The 25,872-nt window shown below is 48.5% G+C and carries 19 protein-coding genes and 1 tRNA gene; 17 read left to right on the top strand and 3 right to left on the bottom strand.

All coding sequences use genetic code 11. The annotated features are described in order from the left end of the window. A partial coding sequence (locus QMA35_RS15890; protein WP_281645792.1) for a transposase occupies positions 1-711 on the top strand: 711 nt, incomplete at its 5' end. Between the two features lie 221 nt (positions 712-932). Further along, positions 933-4,589, top strand: coding sequence for a hypothetical protein (locus tag QMA35_RS15885; RefSeq protein ID WP_281648138.1), 3,657 nt, complete (start codon positions 933-935; stop codon positions 4,587-4,589). Between the two features lie 138 nt (positions 4,590-4,727). On the opposite strand, the gene QMA35_RS15880 is transcribed toward QMA35_RS15885, so the two are convergent. Then, positions 4,728-5,549 (bottom strand): DUF2608 domain-containing protein, encoded by an 822-nt coding sequence (locus QMA35_RS15880; protein WP_281648137.1) that lies wholly within the window; start codon positions 5,547-5,549, stop codon positions 4,728-4,730. Positions 5,550-5,748: 199 nt separating this feature from the next. Between QMA35_RS15880 and QMA35_RS15875 the strand changes: the two genes are divergently transcribed. The 15 genes from QMA35_RS15875 to grdB all read left to right on the top strand — a co-directional run bounded on the left by QMA35_RS15875 (position 5,749) and on the right by grdB (position 23,681). Further along, positions 5,749-6,750, top strand: coding sequence for a hypothetical protein (locus QMA35_RS15875; RefSeq protein ID WP_281648136.1), 1,002 nt, complete (start codon positions 5,749-5,751; stop codon positions 6,748-6,750). 88 nt (positions 6,751-6,838) lie between these two features. Further along, positions 6,839-7,855: a rhodanese-related sulfurtransferase gene (locus tag QMA35_RS15870; protein ID WP_281648135.1), complete on the top strand. Its 1,017-nt coding sequence runs from the start codon at positions 6,839-6,841 to the stop codon at positions 7,853-7,855. A 408-nt stretch (positions 7,856-8,263) separates the two neighbouring features. Beyond that, positions 8,264-8,355, top strand: a tRNA-Sec gene (locus tag QMA35_RS15865). A gap of 167 nt (positions 8,356-8,522) precedes the next feature. After that, entirely contained in the window at positions 8,523-9,905 is a 1,383-nt protein-coding gene (selA, locus tag QMA35_RS15860) for an L-seryl-tRNA(Sec) selenium transferase (RefSeq protein WP_281648134.1), read from the top strand. After that, entirely contained in the window at positions 9,902-11,710 is a 1,809-nt protein-coding gene (gene selB, locus QMA35_RS15855) for a selenocysteine-specific translation elongation factor (protein ID WP_281648133.1), read from the top strand. The genes selA and selB overlap by 4 nt, the downstream gene beginning before the upstream one ends. After that, positions 11,707-12,126 (top strand): GrdX family protein, encoded by a 420-nt coding sequence (locus QMA35_RS15850; RefSeq protein WP_281648132.1) that lies wholly within the window; start codon positions 11,707-11,709, stop codon positions 12,124-12,126. The genes selB and QMA35_RS15850 overlap by 4 nt, the downstream gene beginning before the upstream one ends. A gap of 195 nt (positions 12,127-12,321) precedes the next feature. Continuing rightward, complete coding sequence (locus QMA35_RS15845; RefSeq protein WP_281648131.1) at positions 12,322-14,613, top strand: hypothetical protein; 2,292 nt, start codon at positions 12,322-12,324, stop codon at positions 14,611-14,613. A gap of 124 nt (positions 14,614-14,737) precedes the next feature. Continuing rightward, positions 14,738-15,139 carry a hypothetical protein gene (locus QMA35_RS15840; protein ID WP_281648130.1) on the top strand — a complete coding sequence of 134 codons (402 nt, stop codon included), beginning with the start codon at positions 14,738-14,740 and terminating at the stop codon, positions 15,137-15,139. Between the two features lie 512 nt (positions 15,140-15,651). Continuing rightward, positions 15,652-16,860: an FAD-dependent oxidoreductase gene (locus QMA35_RS15835; RefSeq protein WP_281648129.1), complete on the top strand. Its 1,209-nt coding sequence runs from the start codon at positions 15,652-15,654 to the stop codon at positions 16,858-16,860. 88 nt (positions 16,861-16,948) lie between these two features. Then, on the top strand, positions 16,949-17,266 hold the full coding sequence (locus QMA35_RS15830; RefSeq protein WP_281648128.1) for a thioredoxin domain-containing protein: 318 nt from the start codon (positions 16,949-16,951) through the stop codon (positions 17,264-17,266). A gap of 188 nt (positions 17,267-17,454) precedes the next feature. Next, on the top strand, positions 17,455-17,904 hold the full coding sequence (gene grdA / locus QMA35_RS15825) for a glycine/sarcosine/betaine reductase complex selenoprotein A (protein ID WP_281648127.1): 450 nt from the start codon (positions 17,455-17,457) through the stop codon (positions 17,902-17,904). 273 nt (positions 17,905-18,177) lie between these two features. Continuing rightward, a complete protein-coding gene (gene grdC / locus QMA35_RS15820; protein WP_281648126.1) occupies positions 18,178-19,695 on the top strand; it encodes a glycine/sarcosine/betaine reductase complex component C subunit beta in 1,518 nt (505 codons plus the stop codon). Positions 19,696-19,705: 10 nt separating this feature from the next. Further along, positions 19,706-20,881: a glycine/sarcosine/betaine reductase complex component C subunit alpha gene (gene grdD, locus QMA35_RS15815; protein WP_281648125.1), complete on the top strand. Its 1,176-nt coding sequence runs from the start codon at positions 19,706-19,708 to the stop codon at positions 20,879-20,881. A gap of 180 nt (positions 20,882-21,061) precedes the next feature. Next, positions 21,062-22,354 (top strand): glycine/sarcosine/betaine reductase component B subunit, encoded by a 1,293-nt coding sequence (locus tag QMA35_RS15810; protein ID WP_281648124.1) that lies wholly within the window; start codon positions 21,062-21,064, stop codon positions 22,352-22,354. Positions 22,355-22,388: 34 nt separating this feature from the next. Next, positions 22,389-23,681, top strand: coding sequence for a glycine reductase complex selenoprotein B (gene grdB, locus QMA35_RS15805; protein WP_281648123.1), 1,293 nt, complete (start codon positions 22,389-22,391; stop codon positions 23,679-23,681). 126 nt (positions 23,682-23,807) lie between these two features. Here the strand turns inward: grdB and QMA35_RS15800 are convergent, their stop codons facing one another. After that, a complete protein-coding gene (locus tag QMA35_RS15800; protein WP_281648122.1) occupies positions 23,808-25,244 on the bottom strand; it encodes a hypothetical protein in 1,437 nt (478 codons plus the stop codon). A gap of 59 nt (positions 25,245-25,303) precedes the next feature. Further along, positions 25,304-25,693 (bottom strand): hypothetical protein, encoded by a 390-nt coding sequence (locus tag QMA35_RS15795; protein ID WP_281648121.1) that lies wholly within the window; start codon positions 25,691-25,693, stop codon positions 25,304-25,306. Positions 25,694-25,872 lie beyond the last annotated feature (179 nt).

Below are 25,872 nucleotides of genomic sequence, written 5' to 3'. Positions count from 1 at the left end.
CCCGGCAAAGCGCCAAAGCCACCGGAACCAGGTGCAGGGGACAAAGACCAGGTCAACCTGACAGACGACGAATCTCGTATTATGCCCACTGCCGGTGGTGCATTCGAACAAGCCTACAATGCCCAGGCGTCTGTAGACATCGGGAGTGGTCTGATCGTGACACGTCATGTGACTCAGGCACCGAATGACAAAAAAGAAGTTGAGCCAACACTCAGACAGTTACGCATACTGGCCCCCGTGCTTGGAAAAGCTGAGGGGTTACTGGCCGACACGGGCTACTTCAGCGAGGCTAATGTCTGCGCTGTGGATAAAGAAGAACTGACACCCTACATTGCTATAAAACGGGATGAGCACAACCCGCCCCCCTTGCAGCGTTTCCAGCCGGACCCGCCAGTCCCGGATGATGACGCCAGCGCTTTGGAGTGGATGCGCTGGCGCTTGCAGACACAAGAAGGGCGAGCCATCTACAGCCGACGAAAATGCACGATAGAGCCCACCTTCGGAATACAGAAGGAGGCAATGGGATATCGGCGATTCCTGGTGCGGGGACTGGAAGTGGTCTCGAAAGAGTGGGATCTGGTCTGCCTGACATTCAACCTGCGCCGAATGTTCAACCTGAAGCAAGTCGATGATAAAAAATGGCTGGCTCTGGTGCTTTATTGGCTTGTAGTCAGCCACTGTCTCATGAGGTTACGCTGGCGTTCTGTTTGAGTAAGTGACCTCTGAAGGCAGATATGAGCTCTGTAGGCCGATATGATCAAAAAGGACTCAAATGGACGGGCCAGTCCGACAGGCTGCTAGGGCCTGTTGAGGTAGCAGGTCTGTTAGGAGAACAGATAACCAATTTATCCTGAGAGCAGAGTGCCTGGGAATGTTCCGGTGACTCAGTGGTCAAAGTATGGGTTGATGTCAGTAAAGCGAGCATAAACCTAATGTTACCAGATATTTTTCACCGTGCTTTTGAATGGTTCTGGGCTGCTGAAGGCCCGCAGGACGGACAAGAACAGCCACTAGAACAGCCACAAGAACAGTCAGGTTCTCAGACTGCAGAAGGAATAGTCGATAGAGGGCGCCAGGTGTCACCTGTCGACGATGTACAGCCACAATTGCAGGCCGCTGCGGGCCTGCAGCCATCTCCTCTTTTATCCCATCCCGATGATAACGTCCCAGAACTTAAAGACCTTACACCTGAGGAACCTTTGTCAAGACCCAGTGTGGAACCAGACTATCCAACATTGAAGCTGGTTCCCAAGGACTTACGCCCCGGCTTCTGGATGGGACGTGGGCTTGTACGTTTGTGGTACCGGGCTTATAACCTGTACGAGACTCACCGTAAACTGGTGGAGCCACAAAAGGCTCACTGTGAACTGGTGGAGTCACAAACTGGTGAAACGGAAGATAATGCTCACGCTATAGATAATGCTCACGCTATATATGTTGAGCTTATGAGGTTAAGGGAGAAATACCACGCTTATCTGCATACATACACAGATGAGAAGGAATGGCTTTTCAAGCCACCAGAAAATCAGCAAGGCATTCCGGCTGCTGAAGTGAATTACAGGAATATGCATATTGAACTGTTGGATATTCTAGCCATCAGCCCAGCCCGGTTGTATGAATCCTGTTCCCTCCATAATGATGTGGTAGCAGCCATAGGGCGACCTGTACCGCCATCCGATGGTACAGAGGAAGAACTTTCTCCTCTTGATGATTTTTTTCAGAAAAATTCACCGAATAACCATGTGAGGGATGCGGTTTCCATTCTTGACTATTTATGCGCAAACCTGTCCCTGAGGTCTGCGTTTTATTCCAATGTGGAGCTGCTTAAATACTCACTGAACTGGCTGGGGAAGGTTGCTGTTGCCGCAGATGAAAAGAACACTCCACTGAGGGACGATTTATATAGGGACATAAAGCGTTCACTGTTTATGCGTTGCGTTACTCACTGCGACCAAACAATTTTGTTTTTAGATAACTGGGCAGAGGGAGATATTCAGTATTTCTTGTCGAGGATACGTTTTTTTGGTTGTTTTCAGAATATGAAAGATCATGAAAACCTGGAACTGCTGGGAAACTTCTTATGCCGATTTATCAATATTACAAGAGAAGACTATAAAGAGGCCGGAAAAGAAATTGTTGAGGTTTTGATTGGTATAACCAGAAAAATCATAAAGGACGTTGAGAAGTGCCCTGGCTATGCGACAGGGCTTCAGAATCTGTTATCCCTGTCAGAGCATCAGTTCTTGAAGGGTGACGCAGGCTGTCCACATGTAGTAAAACTGTTTGACGAGTTAACAACGTTGAAAACCGTATTTGGTAAGATTCGATGTGTGGTACGCACTTTACCCACTTGCCACGTAAAAGATCCACTTTATTGTTCAGTAGTCCAAGAGGAAGATGTTGTAACTTCGGCTCAGACGAGCAAGCCCAGAAGAAAACCAGAAAAGGAGAAGGCCAAAGTAGAAGAGTTTTTTCCACTTCAAACCGTCTCACGTCTGAAGTGCTGGTCTGCTCCTCTTAAACAAATTAATAGAACAGTAGCAAAAGAAAAAATTATGAAATACAAAGGGGAGGCAATCACAAAGCTCGGAGAGCTATCAGGAAGATCGAGAGCAGTTAAGGGTGATTTTGAAACCGCAGAAGGTGAGCCTAACCAAGAAAAAAAGGATGCATTGCTTGTATCTTGCGTTGCGAGTGCCGAACGAATTATTGCTGAGTATCAGGAGTTTATGAGTCGATATCCTGCTCACTGGCATTTAATCTCTGATCAGAACTGTCCTTCCCCTACAGAACAGCAGACGAGACGGGTTAAATGCATCCTTGGCAGCCAAAGGTATATTCATAAGATGATCATTCAATACAGTGATCATTTATCTAGTGAAGCAGCTAAAAAAATAGATGAAATTCATGCTGTGGCAAAGAAGTTTATTGGTGGAGGGCCCGAATGGAATGTAGAACTAGAACGGATTATTGCTGATATAGACTCTTTTGTAGACAAGTGGGCAAACAGCACTATTAGAAGCCTGTGTCATATCTATGTTTGTGATAAGAAATACAACCGGGATACAAGCAAGGGCACATGGGAAAATGTGAACGCTATGTGCCTTAAGGGAGCAAGTTGGTATGCAGCGATTTATATCTCTGTTCTGAAAAAACTGGAGCCTGACAAGGGTGAAGAGGATTATGTTTGCCGACATCTTAACTGGCAACGCCTGATAACATCATTAGCTCGAGGGATGAAATGTGGCCCGGTCAGAGATTGCTATGAAATTATTTCTTCCCGCGTCAAAACCTGCCAGAGTTTAACTCTTCCTGATGATCATCAGGTTGTACAAATCCTTCGGCCTTTTTTCGATGAAAATCTGTCAGACCTTGAGTGGGTGAAGAGTTTAGATGAGATCTCTGTTGCCCCTCACCTAAGGAATATGCACAGCTGTGTTTCAACTTTGATGGCTTACCTGCCCCTCGTTTATAAAAAACATGTTGAAAGGATGCAGTCTCCTCTCGTTACACACAACGATTGGAAAGAAAGTGAACAGATACTTCATGGCATTTCTGACTTTGTTATGCAGGGATCGCTCTCTTGTTATTGGGCTTACCAAATTCGATGCAAGGTAATCTATGAGGGCGAACTTACTGAGCTGCTGGACATGATATCCGAGAGCCAGCTTGTGTGCATGATCCCGCCGGAAGAAAAGGAAAACACTCAGCCAGAACAGTCACCAGAGCTACCCTTGCTTGAGGACGATGACCCAGTAACAAAAACTGACCCAGAAAAACCCAAAAAGAAAAAGACAGTGCAAAAGCAAAAGCAAAAGCAAAAGCCAAAGCACAGTACGTTTAAAAAGCCTACAGCCTCCTGGCGGTTAGAGGAAACAAGCGATGAGGTAAAGGAGATCGTCAGTGAGCGGAATTATGATGAAAATATTGAATTACGTCAGGCTGAAAAGTTGATTTCATATAACCCTATGGAAGCGGTAGCAAAGCTCACAGTTCTTCAAGGCAGATATGAGGGCACCGACCCGAAGCTGTCGTGCCAGATCAATTACGACTTGGCAGAAGCCTCTATCCAGTTGCTCAAGCCCTTGTTGGAGCGGGCAAAGTATGCGACGGTCAAATTGGAGGAAATTCGCACAGCACAATGCACGGCTCTGGCGAGTGAAACAGGTTTTATCGATCGAGCCTTATACGCGTCGTTACTCAAGCACCTTCAGGAGGCAACAGATATTTGCGGGCGAGTATCCCAACTGGTCAGCATCTATCAACCACATATCGACAGGGCTCTGGAAATACCTCTAATCCCTGATCCTCAGTCGGATTACCAAGACTCCATTGTGGTTATCAGGAAGAAGTGTCGTGAAGTTCTACAGCTTGTAACATCCTTTAAGGATTATATGAAGGTAGTTGCAGACTGCATTGAAAACAGAAATACATCTTTACAGCGAATGCACCAGTCTCGCCGGGTTATTGCTCCCAAGTCGGATACTCAATATCAATGCCGGGTACTTAATGCACAGATTGTGAGTGATGCCGAGACTTCTGTACAAATGGCGAGGGAAAGTCTTAAAAACCTGAAAGATATTGGTTAGTAACTCATGTTACGCAGTTACGCAGCTACAAATGATCGCAGTTGCTCAAATGATGCTCCCAAAACCGTCATATAGATCTTCGCCCTAAGCTGAAAGTGATCCATTTATATGGGCGTGTGTAACTTCAGTTAATTTCTTTTACAGAAGAGACTGTGTATATCGGTCATTGTTTATCAAGTGGCCGATAACGGCATCATCCCGCCACTGTTCGAGAAAGGCCTTCATCTGTACGCGACCTTGTTCATTATTATAAGGAACTCGACTTTGTGGATAACTGCAAAGCACTGTGACGATTTCACGATCTGTAACTGAGCTCTGGATATCGTCGAGGTGTTTCTGGCGGTCATCAATCACAATAACCTTCTCAATGTTCTGGAACTGGGGCTCTTTTGCCAGCAGTTTCTTCAGAATATCTCCCTTTGTGTTTCCATGGCCCACAAAAACCACGCCACTTTCTATCCGTATAGAGGGTTCATTGAGGGTGGTGTGCGGAGACGAGAATTGGGTACCCATAAATTCAATGTTGGCCTGCTGTAATTGCCATAGGGTGACATCCTTTACCCCCAACCCTCGGGAGGTCATACCTGATACCCGGAAGCCTTTATCCCTCAATGTATGAAGTGTCTGGGGCAGGGAAGTATCGGTAAGCTGCAGGGGGACTCTTGGGTAAATGGCGGATAATAGAACATCAATATGTTCAGCAGCCTGCTTTCGAGTCCAGCCCGGATACTGCTGCTGAGTTTCGGCGAGCAGACCATAAAACATAGCCGAACTGCCCAGCCACTGGCCGTGGGGGGTGGTCAGTACAGTATCGTCAATATCCAGAATAATAAGGATTGTTTCGGGGAGGCAGGCGTTTTGAGGGCATTTCTCTAGCCATTCCTGCAAATATATGCCCGGCTGATCGGTGCTTTCCTGCTGATTATTGAGCTCTTGGGCTGCAATCCTTGCTGTCTGCATGGTTATCAATCCTGTGATCAGAAACCAGATATCCAGATATCCAGATACAAAGTTGTTTCCATCTCACTGTAGCAACCTCCTCTTGCAATCCTGCTGAAACGGGCTGAGGCAGCATAGCCGCTGAAGTCAGCACTGGATGGAACTTTCCGGAAATTTTACGGACTAAAGATAAAATTCTGTGATGAAGGAGGATTCCTCTATGTCTGCAACGACTACTGAAACGACACGTACACCTATGAGCTACGAACCTCCTCCACCGAGTGGGCTTCATGGGCATGACTCATACTCGTCTCTCTCGAGCACAGGAACCGGCCGGAAACTCAGTAGGAGTTCTCCTACACCTTCCTATTTTGATTCCTGTACGCACTCCGAGTTTAAAGGCACCAAAACATTCGCCGAGGGAAGCTGGGATATCAGCCAGCCTTCTGATGTTGAGCCTCAGACAGAGGTTGAGAAGCTGGAGCAGGAAGTTCGTAATGTAGACAGGCAGGAATGGGCCTGTGGATATCTTGATCTCATCTTGCAAAGCCTGAATGATCCAACGGTTGCGCAGCAGCATGGCTTTATCGTATCTGTTGTGAATCACGCAACGGGAGAAGAAGTTCAAATTGCACCTGTGAAGGCTGGCAAAAAACCAGATCGCTTTGACGATTACCGTCAAATGGCTAAAAACGGATTGAACAGTATGAAAAAAGATACTGATCATAGCGCCTGTACAAAGCGGCTGAGAGAGTTGAAGCAAGAGCTTAGTAATGCTTTTCAACAAGAAAATAGCGGTAAAAGTGGTTGTGAGTATCCTTGGGAGTCTTTCTACCAGACTGTTCAGAAAGAACCAAAAGTCTTTTCCTGGACAAAAGGTGAGATAAAGGTTGTCTTTACGGCTGCGCCAGATTCGGCTGATAGCAAAGAGAACCAAGGTGAAACCAGTGCTTCTTCTACCAAAGTAAAGAAACACCGCAGAGCTCCACACTATACTGCCCGCCATTTTTCTTCTGATACAGAGGAGGAAGAGGGACCCTCAAGCCGTTCGTCGAGAAGAAAGCGTAGAGCCAAGCGTCGTACTGCCCCATTGACACGTACCACCCCGGCGACACGTACCACCCCGGCGACACATGCCACCCCGGCGACACATACCATCCCTTCAAGCACCGATAGTTCTGGTTCATCGGACGAAGATGTGGGCTTTGGCCTATTCGACTAACGCCTCGCCACAAGCTCTGCTAACATGCCAGCCCGAATGATAAACCGCTCCGGATTTACGTTCCGGCTGGCATATAAGGATAAAAACAGTGGCATCTTCTCAACAGGCAGGCACCTCGCAGGTAGTGGTCTGCGCCCTCTATAAGTTTGTAACTCTCGACAATTTTCAGGAATTCCGTGAACCTTTGCTCACGACTATGACAGAACTGGGCATTCGTGGCACTTTGCTGCTGGCTCAGGAGGGCATTAACGGTACGGTGGCAGGTTCCCGTGAAAGTATTGACCGACTGCTGAGCTGGCTGGAACAGCAGGATGAACGGCTCAAGCCCATCGAGTTTAAAGAATCCTTTGTCGAAAACATGCCATTCAAACGCACCAAGGTGAAGCTCAAGAAAGAGATTGTCACTATGGGCGTTGAGGGTATTGATCCCCGTAAAACAGTGGGCACTTACGTTGAGCCTAAAGATTGGAATGCACTGATCAGTGATCCTGACGTTGTGCTGGTGGATACCCGCAACGATTACGAAGTGCAGGTGGGTACCTTTAAAGGAGCGGTTAATCCCAACACCGAAACCTTCCGCGAATTCCCTGCCTATGTGGCAGAAAATATGGATAAGAACACCCAGAAAAAAGTGGCCATGTTCTGTACCGGTGGTATTCGCTGTGAAAAGTCCACTGCATTTATGAAAGAGCAGGGTTTTGAAGAGGTTTATCATCTCAAGGGTGGCATTCTGAAATATTTGGAAGAAGTGCCACAGAAAGACACTCTCTGGGACGGTGAATGTTTTGTGTTTGATGATCGGGTAACGGTGAATCATCAACTTGAGAAAGGTGGCTACGACCAGTGTAATGCCTGCCGTTTACCAATTACTGAACAAGATAAGCAAAGTGACAAGTTTCAACAGGGGGTAAGTTGCCCGCACTGTTTCGATAAGCTGACAGACCGGCAGAAGAAGCGCTTTTCTGAACGGGAGAAACAGATGCAGCTGGCTCGTAGTCGTGGGGAGCATCATCTGGGTGGAGGTGTTACTGAAACTATTGAGCAGCGTCGCGCCAGAAAAGCGGAAGAGCGGCAACGACAGAAGGAGCGTGCACAGAAACTCTAAATCTCCCACTTATAACTGGATTCCGGATAGCTTTGCTCACTCCAACAGGCCATTCTGGCCTTTGGGAAAGCAATCCGGAAATCAGTCTGTAACAACTTAGAAGACAGCCTACCTCTATCTTTTCATTGATGAGAAAAGCTTTTAATGAATCAAGCAGATCTTTGTTGAAAATCACCGCACCCGGAAGTAGTCGTATTACATGGCAGTGTAATGAACTCTTTGCAGAGCGAAGCATTTGATTCGTCCCGGAGTAATAGCCTGATTCAAAAAAAGTAGAATAAATGAACTGAATTTCAACGAGCTGATGAGTAAAAACCGTTTAAAATACGCTTGGCGGCAGATGTCGTCAATCTGGGAAAGTTCCAATGTTTTGTTAGTAAATTGCCAGTATTATGCACCCATCGCTTCGGAAGCAGATGGGGTCTGGTGGCCCTCCCGGTCTTCAAAACCGACGTGAGCCGTAGAGGCTCTGGCAGGTTCGATTCCTGCCTCTTCCGCCAAATTTCATACCAAGGCTGGTTCTGGTTATTAATGTCTAATAACAAGTTCCGGCCTTTGTAGTTTCTGAATTCTGTAAAGCACAGAATTCAATGACAGTGTGCACCGGCACTTGCCCACATTGAATGTCTGCGGTCTTTGCCGGGCCAGAACCTCGTTGAGGCCCGTTATGGAAGCAGGCAAGACAAACGCAAAAGGTACAGGTGCGAGGCCACGTTTCCCTCAGGTTGGCCAGCTGCTGGACTCTTCCTTTTTAGAAAACGCAATCACACGATTAAGTCGTCCATTGGTAACTGATGTTATACGCCGGGTATTAGACAGTTATCGTAAGCAGCGCCGTTTTATTACCGATGATAAAGAGCAGGCTCAACTCGAAGCCGATATTCTCTTCTCCTGCCAGAAACTCATCCGCACCCGCCAGAGCCGAGTGATTAACGCCACTGGTACCGTTATTCACACCAACCTTGGGCGTTCTCCTATCAGTCCTGATGTCTGGGATGCTGTTGCAGAGCTCAATACTGGTTATAACAACCTGGAAATCAGTCTGACCAAAGGCAAGCGTGGTGAGCGTAAAGGTCTGGTGAATCATCTGGTGAGTGCGCTCACTGGCGCTGAAGATGCAATGGTTGTGAATAACAATGCATCTTCCGTCTGGCTGCTGTTAAATGAACTGTCTGCAGGCAAGGAAGTGATTGTTTCCCGTGGCGAGCAGATTCAGATTGGTGGCGGTTTCCGTATTCCCGATATTATGGGTATGGCGGGAGCGAACATGGTGGAAGTTGGCACTAGCAATATCACCACCGCTGATGACTACATAGATGCCATTACCGAAAATACTGCTCTGGTATTAATGGTACATCGCTCCAACTTTGCCATTCGCGGCTTTACCGAATCTGCAGATATTAAAGAAGTGGCTCGTCGTTTACCGGAACATGTTCTGTTGGCTGTGGATCAGGGTTCTGGTCTGGTTACAGAAACCTTCTCTAAAGAGGAAGTGCCTGCCGATCGTTATTTGCGTCAGGGCGCACACTTGGTGTGCTTCTCAGGAGACAAGATTCTGGGCGGCCCACAGGCTGGCATTATCTGTGGCGATAAAGAACTGGTAAAACGACTGGAAAAGAACCCGATGATGCGGGCTTTCCGCCCTGGTCGCATTGTTTATTCTCTGCTGGAAGAGTTGCTGGTTCGCAAACTAAACGGTGAAGACAGTGGCCGCGGTATTGCCGAACGGGCTCAGTTAAATCTGGAAGCAAACCATCAATGGGCTGAGCAACTGCTACCAAAATGGGGTAACAGTGTTTCATTGCTTGAAGACCAGCTGGTTGTTGGCGGCGGTACTCTGCCAGATGAATATTACCCTTCCTGGTCTCTGGAACTGCACCTCAACAAGCCTGCCAATAAAATACTGGATGAGCTGCGGGAATTAGAAGTGTCCATTATTGCTGTAATCCGTAACGACAAAGTGCGGATAAATCTCGCCACTATTCTTCCGGAAGACCGCGACACCGTTGCTCGCCAGTTAACCAATTACCTGTTGGAATACACCCAATGAGAGCCGTTATAGGAACTGCCGGCCATGTTGACCATGGTAAAACGGCACTGATCAAAGCTCTGACCGGCATCATGACTGCCCGCCCGAAAGAGCAGAAGCTGGGCATGACCCTCGACCTTGGTTTTGCCCACTTCGAGGGTGACAATGAGGAAGTGGTTGGGGTGATTGATGTACCCGGCCACGAACGTTATATCCGCAATATGGTATCTGGTGTCTGGAGTCTGGATATGGTGTTACTGGTGGTGGCAGCCGACGAAGGCTGGATGCCCATGACTAATGATCACCTGAATGTGATCCATGCCATGGGGATCAAAAACCTGCTGGTGGTTATCAACAAGTCCGATACTGTTGATGGGGAAACTCTGGAACTGGTGGAAGAAGATATTCTGGAACGGGTGATGGAAATCACTGGTGATATTCCTGAGTCCATCTGCGTATCTGCTCTGACTGGCGACAATATTCCTCAGCTGAAGAAAACTATTCTTCGTCATCTAAACCGTATAGAAGAGCGGCTGGAAGACAACGGTGCTCGTGTCTATCTGGATAGGGTGTTTACCGTGAATGGTATAGGTACCGTTGTTACAGGCAGTTTGACTGAAGGCTCGATTCAGATGGGCGAGAAGATGACGGTTATGCCTGCTGGTAAACAGGTTCAGGTAAAAGCGCTGCAGTCCGGTCACAAATCTCTGGATGAAGTCGGCGCTGTTTCCCGTGTGGCGGTTGGCCTGAAAGGGGTTACCAAGAAAGAGTTGGAGCGTGGTCACTGTCTGGTAAAGAACCCAGCTGATGCTATGGTTTGCGAACAGGTTATTGTTCGACTGGCAGAAGGTTTCGTAGAAGGTCGTAACAACCGGGAAGTGGAAGTCGCTTTAGGTAGCGCTCACTCACTGGCTCGCTTGCATCATATCCGTGGTACTCGCCTTGCTCGTCTGGTTCTGACTGATAAGGTTACAGCGTTCTGGAATCAGCCTTTTGTCGTGATTCGCCACGGTGGCAGTGATTTGCTGTTCAGTGGGCGGGTGATCTGGAATGGTAGTGTGCCCGCCCATCGTCGTGCAGCACTATATGAACTGCTGGAGGCTTTGCCGGAAGAATTAACCGAGCAGAATAGCCTGCAGTTAAGTCTGGATTTCCACGGTTATATTCACCGGGACGCGCTCAATAATTGCGATGATGTTGATTCCGAAAGCTGTGTGGATATGAGTGGCTGGCTGGTCAGTCACAGTTTTCATAAAGAGGCGTTGGAGCAGATTCAGAGCACTCTGAAAAATGAAGGAACGGCTCTGAGTGGTCCTGAGCTGGGCAGCAAATTAGGCATTGAACAGGCGGTTATGGATCAGTTGCTGCAGATGCTCAAGAAAGACAATGTCGTGCATATGTCTGGCGGTGCCTGGGTTCTTGGTGGTGGTTCATCGGAAGATGACCTGAACGACAAAGGTCAGCAGCTTCTGAAGATGATTCGTGAAGCAGGCAAGGAAGGCCTGCAATCTTCCAAAACTCAGGTTCCCGGTGGTCAGAAAGAGCTGCGCAACCTGGTGCACCTGAGTTTTATCGTGCCCATGGAAGATCAGATTTACTACGCCAAAGAAGTTTATGATCAGGCTGTGGCTGATATTCTGCGGTCACTGTCTCTGAACGAGAGCTTTGCCGTTGCCCACGCCAAAGATCGAACTGGCTTGAGCCGTAAGTACTTGATTCCAGTCCTCAATCGTATGGAGAGGGATGGTTGGGTGAAGCGTAACGACTCGGATCGTATTGTTATCAAATTGCCGGAAGCGAAAGAGCAGGAGGCTGCCGCCGCATGAGAAATGTTACCCAGGATTTGCTGATTGTTACCAACAACCCCAAAGTTGGCGAAAAACTGTCCCAGTTTCAGCAGGAAACCTGCGAAGGTTACGAAGATGTGCTGAAAGCTGTGCGTAACCGTGTTCACAGCGGCGCGAAACTGATTACTCACCCGCTGGCTGGCAGTGTAAAACCTGGAGAAAGTCCTTACCGTTCCGTTGCTATTGATATCAGTGGCTCCGGGCTGGATATGAAGTCTCTGGAAATTATCGAGAGCGCTCTGGAGCGTTACACCATTATGGTGAATGCTAAAACTTATAAGCGGAATTATCCCGAGCAAACTTTGCAGGATTTTCAGGTGATTGATGGTCAGCTGCTGTTGTCTGGCCTGAGCTCAATTCAGGGTGTTGGAACTCTGCCTGCTGCCATGGCGTAACAGCTTTCCAGCATAAGCATTAGCAAGAAATGCCCTTCATAAATTTATTTATGGAGGGCATTTTTTTAAGCTGTGCTATCTGGGAGAGTGTGATCACCCGAGGTGCAGACTCCTGACACCTTGATCATTTGTACGACAAAGTAAGAATTTCTAACACAGATTGCTCTTTGATCTATATTGGAGGACTTCTTACTTTTGAGTTCCCTTCTCATGTTCTGTTTGCATACCTTGCGGCAGGCTTTGCTATTTCTTTTTGTGGCCTGCTTTTTTCATTCTTATCTTGTACTGGCTAAAGGTGGTACGGAGATTGCCTTTCCGCCTTCTGATGATGAGTTGCTGCGAATAATGTTGCGGGAAGCCTCTGGGCATTTAACAGACGAAACTGACGGTGGTCGGGCGACTGCTGCTTTCGGAAAAGCGGATATCTCGAACCCGTTGGAAGCGAGGGATTTGCTGTTTGGTGATTTAAAAGGACTGGACGATATGGTTCTTTCCAGTCATGAGGAATATCTGAGATTTACGGTTGAAAACGGACCGAAGCGGAAGGTTCTCAATCAAATGGGCGTTACCTTTGGTGTTTCCGTACATCCCTATAGGGGAGAGGCAAAACTGCGGGGTGGGTATGAATCTGGAAAGTTGGGTACTACTCGCCAGGGTGGGGTCAATGTTGTAGTGCCTTTATCTGCATTTGCCCATGGTTCCGCTACCCACTACAGAGTAACTTTTTATTACCTGACCAAAGAGAAGACTCCCGTTGGGATTAAGAAATTCAATCTCACTCTGGTCTCATTGCCTGAAGGGGTAGGCCAACAGTTGACTTCTCTGGAGGAGGGCTTCCGTAAAAGCCAGCTTACATCGGCCAAGAGTGAAGGCGGCCTGGTCAGCCCATCCTCTGACTTGGCAATAGCTCAGGGAGATGAAAGCGGTCCGGCCAGCCCACCCCCTGCGCCGCCAACAGATCAGGAAGCTGCCCAGCTTAAAGCTTTGCGAGAGTCCCAAAATACAGAGGTGCTGGTGCTGGATGTATCCAAACAACAGGAAGAGACATATCAGAAACAGGCTGGCTTGAGCGGTAAGGTGTACCAGCTCCTTAGACAATACAAGAAGAGAGCAGACGCAGCAGGTTTCAGTTTAATGGTGACCGATGACGGAAGCCCTGTAGAGGGAATAAGGAAACCCCCACAATACGTTTGTGTCAGTAAAGCTCGGTATAAGGCTGTTTTTGCACCGGTTATAGAGAAGCTTGAGGGTGAGGGCTGGACGATTGATAAGGGCGCTCTTCCTCAGCTGGAATCGGAGCCCGGGGAAGAACCTGATGGTCAGCATCTCGCTGAAGGGTTTGTATTAACGAAGAACTATTTGAAAGATGACGCGGTTGCATGGCAGAAGTTGAAGCCAATTATTTCTCAAGTTGATGATGACTCAGAAGTCGCTATAAATTTAGAGCAGGGAACGCTTTACGATGGTGAAACTGCTCAGGTATACGTTACGCCTCTAGTGGAAGGGCTGGGGTTTGACTATGAGGCCGGTGATTTTTATGAAGTGAAAGTGTCTGATGGAAAGGTAGCTTTGCCCGTGAAATATGGAGAGGCTCCTACACCAAGCTGGCATTACAGAATGAATATTCATTTATCTCTTGGATTAGAGGTAAATGATTTCCAAGTTATGGTGGTGGCTTTGCCGAAAGGGAGGATTAGTTATATCACTGCGGTTTACCTCTCGAAAGATTCAGAGGTTAATAATCCATCCAGTGCAATGCTTAAGAAAGCGAAAGAGACACCTGTTTGCAATAACGGGCAGTATTGCCCTCTACTTATTGTTCATCCAAACGATGTTGCCCTGAGTAAAGATTTTTTGCCTGCCGCTGCGGCCATTATTTCTGAAGACGAGGCCCGCGCGCTTTCTCCAGATGTGTTCGAGGGGGTGTCAGGATATGCCTGGCATGATGGTTTTGATGATATGGGCGGAGCGGCTATGGATGGTTTCAATAAGCTTCTTTTTAGCTCCCAGAAGGAGAGAAGATCTCTACTTCCTGTACCTGCTCAAGTAGTTAGTAAGGGGGCATCACCGACTTCGCCCCATGGGCCATCACTTTCACCAAAACCAGATAGAAGCGATGATGTAGACACTGAAACAGGTGGTACTCCTCCGGCTTCGCAGGAGGAGCAGGAGGAGCAGGAGGAGCTTCCTTCGCAACTTCCTGCATCTGCTCAGGTAGGTAGTCAGGGGGCACTACTAACTTCGCCCCATGAGCCATCACCTTCACCAAAATCAGATGGAAGCGATGTAGCCACTGAAACAGGTGGCAGCACCCCTCTGACCCCTCCGGCTTCGCAGGAGTTTGGAGACTATGACGAAGAAAAGTCTGAGGAAGAGTCAGACGAAGATGGTCTGCCACCAGTTAAGAGGCGGCGACATTATGAGAACCATGATAGTGTGGTCTCTGGGGACGAAAGGGAAGAGCCGATCCTGGAAATGTATAACTAACCTTTTAAAACCGCCAGCATTTGCTGGCGGTTTTGTTTGTGTGGGCACTTCTGCCATAGCTGTGCCTTTCATGGAGTGATTCAATTTAAGAGTTGAAATGGATTTCTGATAACGGAGAACAGCCATGAAAGTACGTTTGCTGGTGGTGTTCCATATGCTGGCTACAGTTAGCCCTTGCTTTGGGGAACTGAACCTTCTGACTGATGATGACCTGTCTGTTGTTGAGCTGTCTGTTGTTGAGCTGTCCCAGTCTCAGGTTACGGATTCTGATATGTGTTCAGTGGGGGACTTAAGTTGCAGCACGATATCTGAAGATTTAACTGCACGCTCTCAACCACAGATCAATACAACCAATCTGGCTCCTCAAACACCAAAGGCTGCATGGCGCCCGGTGATTTATTTATCTCCCAATGACTTTGCGGCTTTAACTGGGCAATCCACATCTATTAACGTTTTAGGTGGTGGTGTTACTGCTGATCTGGTCGGTCAGGGAGATCCCGGTCAAATCAGAGCTGTAGGACCTTAAACTGTAGGACCTTAAAATGTATCGTGTTTGAATAATTAACCTGCTTTTTAAATTGATTGTCAGCTTTGTTTGATAAAAACAGACATTTTGTGGTTTTTTCCCTATTTATAAAAAGTGTTGTTATTTCGTCCTTGTCATGTAGGCGTCGCACGTCAAATGTCATGAATTTGTAAATACATTGAAAGTGAACCGTTAAGTAAAAGGTTAATCTTTTTTATTTACTGAAAAATAGTGACATTTTGAAAACTGCTAATAAGGTTTTTCAAATTCAGTGCATGGTTTTGAATAGTCATTTGTCTACTAAAAGTCAGTTTTGATTGCGTATCTACCGCAAAGACAAACAGAATTTGCTCTAAATCAATATTTGTCGATCTGAACAGGAGCATGATTGCCCCAACGAAACATAGGCAAAAATAAACCGGTTCCAGACAGTACGGTTCAGTAATCAACAATGTATCCAAGGTTGATTCAAGTTGCTTTTGCCTGCGATGAATTGATTTGACGGAGCGGTCATGTCTGACATTCTTGATGTTGTTATTGTAGGTGGTGGTGCAGGTGGTTTATCTGCCGGCATTTACTGCGCACGCGGTAAGATGAGTACAGTTGTTCTGGAAGCCAGTGCCAAAACTGGCGGTCAGGCAGCCAAGACCAACGAACTGGAAAATTATCCTGGTATCGATCAGGCTACAGGCCCCGATATCATGGGTGCCTTCCGCAATCACTGTGAGCGTTTCGGCGTAGAGTTCAAGCGCGGTACAGTCGATGGCATCAAGGTTGAAGATAACGGCTTCATCAAGCAGATAACCACCAAAGAAGGTGAAACCCTGCGCGCTAAAAGCGTAATTGTTGCCACTGGTGCACAGCCACGTGTTCTGGGTATTAAAGGTGAACGTGAGTTCACATCCAAAGGTGTTTCCTACTGCGCAACCTGCGATGCGGACTTCTTTGAAGAACTGGATATTGTCGTTGTTGGATCCGGTAACACTGCCGTTGAAGAATCTGTATTCCTGACCAAGTTTGTTAACAGCATCAAGATGATTGTGCTGCACGATGAAGGCATTCTGGATGCAGACCGTACCGCTCAGGAACAAGCTTTCGCTAACGACAAGATTGACTTCGTGTGGAACTCCACCGTTGAAGAAATCTGCGGCGAAGACCTGGTTAACGGTGTGAAGGTTAAGAACCTGAAGACTGGTGAAGTCAGTGAAATTGAATGTGACGGCGTGTTCATGTTCGTAGGCACCGTGCCTAACACCGAGTTCCTGAAAGGTACTGTGGAATTGTCCAAGGGCGGCTACATTAAGGTCGACGACCAGATGGCCACCAACGTACCAGGCGTATTCGGCGCTGGTGACGTAAACGACAAGTTCCTGCGTCAAGTTGTAACTGCCGCTGCTGATGGCGCCATCGCTGCCGTTGCTTCCGAGCGTTACATGCAGGAAGAAGAGAACTGGCAGGAGCGTGTTCTGGAAGCTGATCAGGATGTTGCAGTTATGTTCTGGAACCCTCTGGACAAAGACGGCATGGCATTGATGCCTGATCTGGAGAGGTTCTGTAAAGAGAGTGAACTGCCTCTGGTGACTATCGACACCTATAAGAGTCAGAACATTGCCAGTCGTTACAACGTAGAGCAGATTCCTACAGTTGTACGCTTCAGTGAAGGAAAGGAAACCAAACGTGTGGTTCGTCCTTCTGGGGAAGAACTGAGCCAACTGGCTTAATTAAAGGTTTTCGAGAACACAGCTCTTTGCCTTCCTTCCTCTCAAAGGGCTGTGTTTCTCAACATTAATTTGCTGAAAGGTGTGTGACATGCTTGAGATTACTAAAGAAAACTTCGATGCAGAAGTAAAAGACTTTGACGGTATCGTCATGGTTGATTTCTGGGGCGAAACTTGCGGTCGCTGTCTGGAGCTGATGCCTGATGTTGTTGCTTTATCTGAAAAATACGATGGCAAAATCAAGTTTGCCAAATTGAACATCAAAGGTAACCGTCGTCTGGCAATGGGTCAGGGCGTTATGGGGCTGCCTTCCATTGTTTTCTTCGATAAAGGTGAAAAGAAAGAACACCTGTCTGGCGAAGAGTTGACTATCGAAGAAATCGAAAACACTGTTAAAGCATACTGCTAATCAGTTGTTAAAAATTCAGGTTTGTTAATCATTTAAGTTATTAAGAGTTTAATAAGCCGGATTATCGCTGGAAGGAATCGGCGATTATCGATTCAGAATGAATCAGCAAGCCATGAGCTTGTCATGGAGAACTTTTGGGGGTAATCAGAAATGATTACCAAACTTTAACTCGCTAAAGAGCATTAGCCATGTTGAAAGACAAGAAAGTTGTCATTCTGGGCGATCGCGACGGCGTACCTGGTCCTGCCATTGAAGAATGTGTGAAGACCGCTGGTGCTGACGTTGTTTTCTCCACTACAGAATGCTTCGTTTGAACTTCTGCAGGCGCAATGGATCTGGAAAACCAGAAGCGGATTAAAGACCTCGCAGAAACTCACGGTAACGAGAACGTAGTGGTTGTTCTCGGTGGCGCAGAAGCCGAAGCTTCCGGCCTTGCTGCTGAAACCGTGACTGCAGGTGATCCGACTTTTGCCGGTCCGTTAGCCGGAGTCCAGTTAGGACTCTCCGTCTACCACATTACCGAAGAAGCCGTTAAGGAAGTTGTCAATTCCGACGTGTACGAAGAACAAGTCGGCATGATGGAAATGGTACTTCCCGTTGAAGAAATCGCGTCTGAGATGTCTCAGTTCCGCGGTTAAGGGTCAGCCAACAGAAACTGGCCCGGTTTTAAACCAAATGCTGGTTTCTGTTGATTCCCTTAGGAGTCTGGTAACAGGCTCCTTCTACAACTTTCACATAAACGTTAAAGAGCTTGACGCTGTTTTTAGACAGTACCTTGAGACGATTTTTTGAATAGATTCGTTCTGAATAGATTCACTTTTAATGGATTGTTCTTAGGTGCGTCAGGGTATTGTTCCAAAACAGTTTGTTCGGCCCTTTCTTTTCAAGCTTAGCGTCACGGAGTATCAAACGTGAGTTTTGCAGTTGTGAAAGCGGCGAGTTATACACTTGCCCATACCCCAGACTTTATTCCTTTCGGTTCTACACCGACTACCGCTAAAGCGCGTGACGATCAGGAGTACTTTGCTGCTCTGAAAAATGGTCTGCGTTCTTTTGATGACGTCGTCAATTATCCTCCCAACCAGTGCTACGTTGGTAACATCACTCCTCACCAACTGGGCGAAGTGGCTCAGCCTTGGTATCAGGATGCTGCTGCTGGCGAGCGTACCGGTCGTTACGGTGACATCATGCCTCAGGTTGAGTTTTACGCTCTGCTGAAAGCATCCGATGCCTTCGATCTGGTTGCACTGACTCCTGAGTTCATCGAAGTTGCCAACCCTAAGCTGGCTGCGCACCCTCTGCTGAAGCGCTACACCCTGGATGCTTCCAAGGCGATGGCTGCTACCGACATGCACGCCATGCTGGAAGCGCACAAGGCTGAGCCTCTGAAGATGGATGGCGAGCTGGTTGGTATTGTTAAGCAGGCTCACGATGAAGACGAGAACCTGTCTGCCCATATCATGCTCGAAAACCTGACTGTCAAGGCAACAGGCGTACATGCTGCACTGTGCCTGGAAGCTCAGGGCGTTGATCTGTCCGAAGTTGAGTACATCATCGAATGTTCCGAAGAAGCTTGTGGTGACATCAACCAGCGTGGTGGTGGTAACTTCGCAAAAGCTATCGGTGAGATGATCGGTTGTGCTTCTGCTACCGGTTCCGACCTGCGTGGTTTCTGTGCTGCACCTGCTCACTCCCTGATTCACGCTGCAGCTCTGGTTAAGGGCGGCGCGTTCAAGAGCGTTCTGGTTGTTGCCGGTGGCGCTGTTGCCAAGCTGGGCATGAACTCCCGTGAGCACCTGGCCAAGGACATGCCTGTTCTGGAAGATTGTCTGGCCGGTTTCGCATTCCTGGTTACTGAAAACGACGGCGTTAGCCCAATCGTCAACACCGACATCATTGGTCGTCTGAACGTTGGCGCTGGTTCTTCTCCTCAGGCAGTAACTTCTGCTCTGGTTTCTGAGCCTCTGAACGCTGTTGGTCGCAAGATCACTGATATCGATCGTTACTCTGCAGAAATGCAGAACCCGGAAATCACCAAGCCAGCCGGCGCCGGTGACGTTCCTGAAGCGAACTTCAAGATGATCGCTGCTCTGGCGGTTAAAGAAGGTCAGCTGGAACGTAAAGATCTGCTGTCTTTCGTTAAGAACCACGGCATGCCTGGTTTTGCGCTGACTCAGGGTCACATCCCATCTGGTGTTCCTTACCTGGGCCACGGTCGCGACGCGATCATGAATGGTGAAATCAATAGCTTCATGGTTATTGGTAAAGGTTCTCTGTTCCTGGGTCGTATGACCAACCTGTTCGACGGTATCTCCACTGTTGTTGAGAAGAACCCGGGCGTTCAGGAGGCCGCAGGCTTTGATAAAGACGAAGCTCGTCGTCTGGTGGCGCAAGCCATGCAGGACGTTGCAGCACGTCTGGCAGAGTGAGGGCAAACTGATGTCCGAACTTAACTCTTCGCCTTTAAATCAGGCTTTGGCAGACGCCTTCACCGATATGGCCGATGGCCTGCTCGGTGGCAGCTTCAAGAAGGCAGCCCGCATTGGCCTGACCCTGATCGGCAGTGAACACGGTAACGATGAACTGATTCGCGCGGCTGGTCTGGCAGCTCGCAGTGGCCGTGTCGAGCCTGTACTGATTGGCGATATCGAAGCTGATTCGCAAGAGCTTCCTTTCGAACTGCATACCGTTAAGGACATGCACGAAGGTCACCTGCTGATGGAAAAAATGCTCGACTCTGGTGAGCTGGATGGCTGTGTTGCCATGCACTACGGCTTCCCTCTGGGTGTGAGCACTGTGGGTAAGGTTGTTACACCGGCTACTGGTCGCGAGATGATTATCGCAACCACCACCGGTACCAGTGACACCCTGCGTCCTGCAGCCATGGTTAAAAATGCTATCGCCGGTATCGCGATGGCACGAGCCACCGGCATCGAAAAGCCAACTGTCGGCATTCTGAATGTTGACAACGCGGCTCAGGTTGAACGCTCTCTGCGCGCCCTGATCGAGAACGGCTACGACATGCAGTTCACCGAGTCTGCCCGTGCAGATGGTGGTGCTCTGATGCGCGGCAACGATCTGCTGCAAGGTGTGCCTGATGTCATGGTGACCGACTCTCTGACCGGTAACCTGATGATGAAAATCTTCTCCTCCTTTACCACCGGTGGCAGCTATGAAGCTTCCGGTCAGGGCTACGGTCCTGGTCTGGGTGAAGGTCAGGAACGTCTGGTTGGCATCATCTCCCGCGCCTCTGGTGCTCCGGTTGTTGCCGGTGCTCTTGAGCTGATCGCGGACTGTGCTAACGGTGACGTAATCGCCCGCTTTAAAGAAGAGCTGGCTGCGGCCAGGAAGGCTGGCCTGGACGAAGTCCTGGCAGGTCTGGCGCCAAAGACTGATAGCAAGCCCAAGGAAGCAGTTGTCGCTCCGGCTGAAACTGTCACTGATGCTGACATTGGCGGCATCGATATCCTGGATATCGAAGACGCCAAGGAAGCATGCTGGAAGGCGGGCATCTTCGCCAAAACGGGCATGGGCTGCACCGGTCCGATCGTAATGATCGCTGGTGCAGAGAAAGATAAAGCTGCAGCAGCTTTGAAAGAAGCTGGCTTTATCTGATGAATCACATTGTCGGGCTTCATATCCCAACCACGACCTGCGCAGATATGTAGGTCGTGGTTGAGCGAAGCCCGACAATGAGACGTTTTTTATGGTTAGTCGTGGGCTGTGCCCTTATGAGAAGGGATTCAAAAGCTGACGGCTGTGTATACGACTGAGTTTTTAAACTGGAGTACGTCAGTGAAACTCGAAGTTGGAAATATCCACGTTAAAGAGCTCGCCTTCGGTAACGAAAGCGCTCTGAGTGGACACCGTGTCGAGATCGATAAGGAAGCCCTGACCGGCTTTATCCGTGAAATCGATCACCGTATCACCGAAGTGAAGCTGGACATCGCCCTCCCAGGCGAAGCTACCCGCATCATGCCGGTCAAAGACGTTATTGAGCCTCGCGTAAAAGTTGAGGGCAAGGGCAGTATCTTCCCAGGCCGTAACGCTGGCGAGAACGATATTGTTGGTGAAGGCCGCACTCACGTCCTGAAGGGCATGACTGTTATGACAACCGGTAAGGTTGTTGGCTTCCAGGAAGGCATCATCGACATGTCTGGACCTGGCGCAGAATACACACCGTTCTCCTCAACACTGAATCTGGTTATCACCTGCGAAGTTGACGAGGCTTGCAATCAGTACGACCACGAGCAGATTCTGCGTACCGTTGGTCTGGAAACTGCGCGTAAGGTTGGTGAGCTGGCCAAGACGGCAACGGCAGACGAAACCAAGACTTACGAAACTCTGCCAACTCTGCAACAGGCTGCTCAGTATCCTGATCTGCCTAAAGTTGGTTATGTTTACATGCTGCAGTCCCAAGGCCTGCTGCACGACACCTACCTGTACGGTGTTGACGTGAAGAACATTGTTCCAACCATCCTGTACCCAACTGAGGTTATGGACGGCGCAATCTTCTCTGGTAACTGTGTATCTGCCTGTGACAAGAACCCATCTCTGGTTCACCAGAACAGCCCGGTTATTCACGAGCTGTACGAGCAGCACGGCAAGAAGTACAACTTTATGGGCGTTATCGTCACCAACGAAAACGTAACCCTGGCCGACAAAGAGCGTTCCTCTAACTGGGTAGCCAAGCTGGCTGTTCAGCAGGGCTGGGATGCGGCTGTTGTTTCCGAAGAAGGTTTCGGTAACCCAGATGCTGACCTGGTTATGAACTGCAACAAGCTTGAAGCTGCTGGCATCAAGACTGTTCTGCTGACCGACGAATACGCCGGCAATCAGGGTGAGTCTCAGTCTTTGGCTGACTCCACGCCTAAAGGCGACGCAGTTATCTCCAACGGTAACGCCAACATGATCATCAGTCTGCCAGCTATGGAGCGTCTGATTGGTCACGACACCTATGTCGATATGATCGCTGGTGGTACTGAAGGCTCCCTGCGTGCCGACGGTTCTATCAGCATCGAGATCCAGGCGATCACCGGTGCTACTAACGAGCTTGGTTTCCACAACCTGACTGCACGTCAGGGCTAGGGGAGAGCCCCTTTAGCTTTAAAGGAACGTGAAAATGCGTATTCTTCATTACATTAACCAGTTCTTCGGACAGAAGGGCGGCGAAGAAGCTGCTAACCATCCGATTGAGTTGGTAGAAGGTCCTGTTGGTCCTGGCGGCGCGCTGAACAACCTGCTGGGCGACAAAGCTGAAATCGTTAACACCATCATCTGTGGTGACAGCTATTTCAACGAAAACGAAGGCGTTGCCGTCATGGGCATCAAGGAAATCATCGAACAGGTTAAACCAGACCTGATCGTTGCTGGTCCTGCCTTCAACGCTGGCCGTTACGGCGTGGCCTGTGGCCGTGTTGGTAAGCTGGCTGCTGAGATGGGTATCACCTGCATCTCCGGTATGTACCCGGAAAACCCAGGTTACGACCTGTACAAGCAAACGGCTTACATGGTTGAAACCAAGAACAGCGCTGCCGACATGCGTAAGGCTCTGCCTAACATGGCTGCTCTGATCTCTGCTTTCATCGAGAAAGAAGGCAAGCTGGGCATGCCTGCAGAAGATGGCTACATGCCACGGGATCTGCGTGTGAACATGTTTGCCGAGAAGCGTGGCGCAGCGCGTGCTGTTGACATGCTGATTGCCAAGCTGGCCGGTGAAGAGTTTACGACTGAATATCCAATGCCGGTATTCGACAATGTTGCTCCTTTCGCAGCACTGAAGAGCCTGAAAGATGCCAAGATCGCTCTGGTCACTTCCGGTGGTGTTGTTCCTAAGGGCAACCCAGATCACATCGAATCTTCTTCCGCTCAGAAGTACGGTGAGTATTCCATCGAAGGTATCTTCGATCTGACTGAAGAGACTCATGAAACGGCACACGGTGGTTACGACCCTGTTAAGTGCAACGAGAACTCGGACGTGGTTCTGCCAGTTGACGTGCTGCGTGATCTGGAAAAAGAAGGTGTTATCGGCTCCCTGCATAACATGTTCTACACCACTGTTGGTAACGGTACTTCCGTATCCAACTCGAAAAAATTCGGTGCAGAGATTGCTCAGAAGTTGCTGGATGCCGGGGTTTCCGCCGCCATTCTGACCTCCACCTGAGGCACCTGTACGCGTTGCGGTGCAACGCTCGTTAAAGAAATTGAAAAAGTCATGCCAGTTGTTCACATTGCAACTGTTGTACCTATCTCTATCACTGTTGGCGCGAACCGTATCGTTCCTGCCATCGCCATCCCTCACCCACTGGGTGATCCTAAGATGGATAAGGTTGAAGAGAAGCTGGTTCGTCGTGAGATGGTTGTTAAGGCTCTTAACACTCTGACCACGGAAATCTCTGAGCAGACTGTATTCTAATTTAGAATACGTCTTTCGAGATCAAAGCCCTTTCGGTAAAAACCGGAAGGGCTTTATTTTTGTAAGCCTGAATATAACGTGTAGCGCCGAACGGCAGTACCCTGTTTATATCTATTCAGATATATGTCATGAAATCACACGCCATATGGATTGTTTTGGATCCTGGTAAAGTTTGCGTATGTTTCTCCCGCCTGGCACTGTGCATTTGAGAGTGCGCATGTCATCCAAAGTTTTTCTGGGTAATTCTGGCAATGTTGGCTGAGCCTGGTATTGCCTGAACTCGCTGGTCATTGCGTTGTATACCCGTGCAATGGCTTGAGGAAGGGTTTCATTCTCTCCTACTTCCTGTACGGCATATTCAAGACACATGCTTTGTAATGAATTTGTATCTTCTACGCTTGGAGATGCTTTAGCGATGGTGAGTGCTGTGTCCAGATCAAGTTTCGGGACGTGATAGCTATTCTGTCGTAACCACTCATTGGTCAGCATCAAAGTGAGTGCCTGCCCGTGAATGGCTTGCTCAGGGTCATTGTTGATAACCCCTAAAGCACTGGTATAGATAGCGGCGCTGGCAAGCGGTATATTCCTTTTGGAAGCCACAGTGTGAAGCTGTAGTTTATGGCCGCAGCGCCTTTTTACCTGAGTGTGGTACTGTTGCAGCATTTCCCGCGTTGGCAGCGTGCCCTGGAAAAGTCCCAGTCGAGCCGCTTCCTGCAGACTTGCTATTGCGTCGTCTTCAAAATCTCCATCTTGTGAGCCTTCTGATGAGTAGGTTTGTAAGGTTTCCAGACTATTCCATTTATCCTGAAGTTGTTTTATTTTTTCCTGCTTCTCTGGTTCGGTGCAGTCTCCGCTATTTAGCTCTTGAGAGAGAGTACGGATAGCAACGAGCGTTTCTATCAACCTGGATTGGTTGCCATTGGCAAGGATGTTCTGAATTAATAGTTTTGCGTTTTCTTCACTGTAAGAGGTGACATCAAAACCATGGGATCGAAGCTCAATGGACGCGGCATGTAGAAACAGAACAAGGTCATAATCACAATATTTTTTATTTGGGACGTTGCAGGCTCCCCCCATAAAAGAGTACAAGTTGTAACAGGCGTGTTCGTGAGCCCCTATTTTGTCAAGCAGGTCACCAAGTCTCCGGTAGAGGTTGCCCAGTCGGCGAGGTGTATGGACATCCTGGATGTAGTGGATGACTTGTTGTGCTTTTTTCTCCAGGAGTCCATCTGCATCCCACTGCTCAAGTGAGCCATCAATCAGATGGCAGGTGTATTCTATGATGGGTTTATTTATGTTCTCTGGGCATTTGAGTGTGAGATCAAACATAATCTGTTCTGCGGCCTTCCGCTGAGCCCCTGCAGGCCAGTACTCTGCAGCCTTACAGAGTCGTTGATCTTGAGTCAGAAGGTCGCGAGAAGGAAGGCGATAAAGTTTGTTCAGATCGCTGCGAAGGAGGCGCTCCAGGCGCGTAATTTCTTCCTCATGCCAGAAGTCCATGCCTGCTTTTTGGCAGGAGGGATTGTTCCAGGCTCGATGAAATAGAGCAACAAGGCAATACATTTCAAAAATCTGTTCAGTTTTTTGGGTTTCGCCAAGATTTACATGGTGTTGGATCAGCATTAAGTAGGGCAACGGATGGGCCCACCCGGTAAGCACACCTGTTGAAGGTTGTGACCGGCTTCGCTCGGGTTTTGTGTGGCCATAACAAGGTATTTGAAAGCGGCTTCTTGTTGGGGGTTCTGTAGTTTTCTCAATACTTGATAGAGTGTTTTTTCGTCTGGTATTGCTTCGGCAAGGCGCTTGATCATCTCTTCAGGGGCAACACGACAATATTCGACAAAATGCTCCTTACTCATTGTTTGTAACTGCTTAGACACACTCCGGCTACCATGATGTTGTGAAAGATTATGCACTTGCTTGGCAATGCTTTGGGTATACTCGTCCGTCCATAACTGTGCAAACGCTACTTTGTTTTGTTGGCCGCGGCGGGAAATTTTATGATAGCTCAAAGGCGTATCCCTAGGGCAGGGCGATTGCATCAATCTAGTACGATAGAGCAAAGAAGCATTTCCAAATGCTCATGGTTCCAGCCTGCTATTTTCCGATGCCTTTTAATGCTTTTATTGCCTTTGTTTTTCTTGATCGTATTCAATGCTATACGCCTGAGAATCGATAGGTTCTCAGCACT

The sequence above is a fragment of the Parendozoicomonas sp. Alg238-R29 genome (assembly GCF_947331445.1).
Lineage (GTDB): Bacteria > Pseudomonadota > Gammaproteobacteria > Pseudomonadales > Endozoicomonadaceae > Sansalvadorimonas.
Note: the sequence above shows the minus strand (reverse complement) of the source record. Positions and strands in the feature narration are given on the sequence as shown.